The sequence below is a fragment of the Nocardia aurea genome, assembly GCF_003123685.1.
Lineage (GTDB): Bacteria > Actinomycetota > Actinomycetes > Mycobacteriales > Mycobacteriaceae > Nocardia > Nocardia aurea.
On the sequence record NZ_QCYJ01000106.1, the window covers coordinates 1 to 1,990 of the forward strand.

The window sequence follows — 1,990 nt, forward strand, 5'->3', positions numbered from 1 at the left end:
TGATCGGGCACCCACCTCTCGCGTCCACTCAATGAGGTGGTCCGGGCCGAAGCGTCCCGGACCACCTCACCGCGCCCGGGCCGGGAGGCGCCCGCGTCAGGCAGGAGGAGACGACGGAGCGCCGATCAAGTCCTGAGGCCCACAAGTGGCAAGGCCGACTACGGCACGCTACTGGTGGTGATGCCTGGGGCGCGGGCGCGGCTGGCCTTGATCTCCAATAAGAACAATTCGTGTGGTCGTCCGGGAGCTCAGTCGCCGCTGTCCTCGGCGAGGGTGTGCGCGACGAGCGCGGTGGCGTGGCCGTGCCCCAGTCCGTGCTCGGTCTTGAGCCAGGAGACGAGCTCGGAGTGCTTGGTCAGGGGCGAGGAGCGGATCAGGTCCTTCCACTCCGCGATCGGGCGGCCGTACTTCTTCTCGATCGAGGGGAAGTAACTGGCGGGTCCCTTCACCGGTTCGGTCATGTCGTGCCTCCTGTTCTGACGGTGAGGGAGCATGCTAGCCGTGATTCGCCGGGGGATGAGGGGCCGCTGAGGATCGTCTTCTCGACGCCCTTCGTGGCACGATCGGGGGATGCCGGTAGATCTGAAGCTGTTTGTTCTGTTCGTCCTGACCACGGCGATCGCAATGATCACTCCGGGGCCTGACATGCTGTTCGTTCTGGGGTGCGGGATGCGCGGCGGGCTGTTGGCCACGGCCGGGGTGGCGACGAGCGAGGCCATCCATGTGGCCGTGGCGGCCGCCGGGCTGGCGGCGCTGTTCGAAGCGGCGCCGGTCGCGTTCACGGTGGTGCGGATCATCGGCGGAGCCTACCTGATCTACCTCGGCGTGCGGATGATCCGCCGTCGCAACGACGCTGAGGCCGAGCCGCCCGCGGCGGGTGGGGGGATGCCGGGTCGGCGGGCTTATCTCAGCGGCTTCCTGACCAACCTGCTCAACCCGAAGATGGTCACGTTCACGATCGCCTTCCTCCCGCAGTTCATCGAGCCGCGGCTGGGGCAGGTGTGGCTGCAGTTCGCGATCCTCGGCGCGATCCTGATCCTGCTGGAGTTCCTGGTGGACGGCACGGTGGGCGTGCTCGCGGGGCGGATCGGGGGATGGCTGCGCCGCCGGCGGGCCGCGCGCCGCCGGATCGACGTGGCGACCGGTGGCGTCTTCATCGGGCTGGGAGTGAAACTCGCCGTCGAGCGGTGAGCCCCTTCGCGTGACATCCCGGCAGTAACCAGTAGGTCAGATGGTGTCGGCGATCCAGTCGGCGATGAAGCCGGTGGCGGCGGGCAGGTTGTCGGCACTGACGTGTTCGACGCCACCTTCGCGCTCGGTGAACCACTTGAGCTCGCGTTTGGGGCTGTTGACGGCGGTCTCGTACTGGGCGATGGCGTATTCGCGGGGAATCTGCCGGTCGTTGACGCCGTGGGTGATCAGGAACGGCACGGTGATCTGATCGGTGACGCCGACGAGGCTCATGTTCGGGGCGAACTCCAGGAACTCCTCCAGGGTCTGCTTGCCGAAGACCCACTGAACGTGGTCCCAGTAGTGCGGGACGGGCCGGTCTCCCTCGCGGGCGAGCCGGCGCTTCTGGAGCTCGCCCCAGTTGTAGTTGGCGCCCCAGGCGACGCAGAGGCTGAAGCGCTTCTCGAAGGCGGCCGCGCGGGGAGCGTAGTAGCCGCCGAGCGACCAGGCCATGACGCCGATGCGCGCCCGGTCGACGTCGTCGCGCTGCTCCAGCCAGTCGACGCAGGCGGCGGACCAGTGCTCGCTGTCGTGCCGCCCGGTCAGGCCGCGCAACCGGAGCGCTTCGCCGCTGCCGGGGTGGTCGACGATGAGGCTGGAGATGCCGCGCCTGGCCAGCTCGTGGGCGATGCCGGAGCCGTAGATCATCTCTTTGGTGCTGTCCAGGCCGTTGTAGTGCACCATGCACGGTGCCCTGCCGCTCACTCCTTCGGCCCGGACGAACAGGCCCGGCAGGCTGCTGTCCCCGTACGGGATCTCG

The 1,990-nt window shown here is 68.3% G+C and carries 3 protein-coding genes; 1 reads left to right on the plus strand and 2 read right to left on the minus strand.

From position 1 onward, the window contains the following. Positions 1-248 precede the first annotated feature (248 nt). A complete protein-coding gene (locus tag DAT37_RS25505) occupies positions 249-461 on the minus strand; it encodes a DUF4287 domain-containing protein (RefSeq protein WP_109527417.1) in 213 nt (70 codons plus the stop codon). 109 nt (positions 462-570) lie between these two features. Between DAT37_RS25505 and DAT37_RS25510 the strand changes: the two genes are divergently transcribed. Next, positions 571-1,191 carry a LysE family translocator gene (locus DAT37_RS25510; protein WP_109527418.1) on the plus strand — a complete coding sequence of 207 codons (621 nt, stop codon included), beginning with the start codon at positions 571-573 and terminating at the stop codon, positions 1,189-1,191. A 36-nt stretch (positions 1,192-1,227) separates the two neighbouring features. On the opposite strand, the gene DAT37_RS25515 is transcribed toward DAT37_RS25510, so the two are convergent. Beyond that, positions 1,228-1,990, minus strand: a 763-nt coding sequence (locus DAT37_RS25515) for an alpha/beta hydrolase family protein (RefSeq protein ID WP_157978690.1), incomplete at its 5' end; no start/stop codon positions are given.

Bases quoted from the DNA above. Each gene is read 5' to 3' on its own strand.
- DAT37_RS25505 (WP_109527417.1), bottom strand. From the start codon at position 461: ATGACCGAACCGGTGAAGGGACCCGCCAGTTACTTCCCCTCGATCGAG.
- DAT37_RS25510 (WP_109527418.1), top strand. From the start codon at position 571: ATGCCGGTAGATCTGAAGCTGTTTGTTCTGTTCGTCCTGACCACGGCG.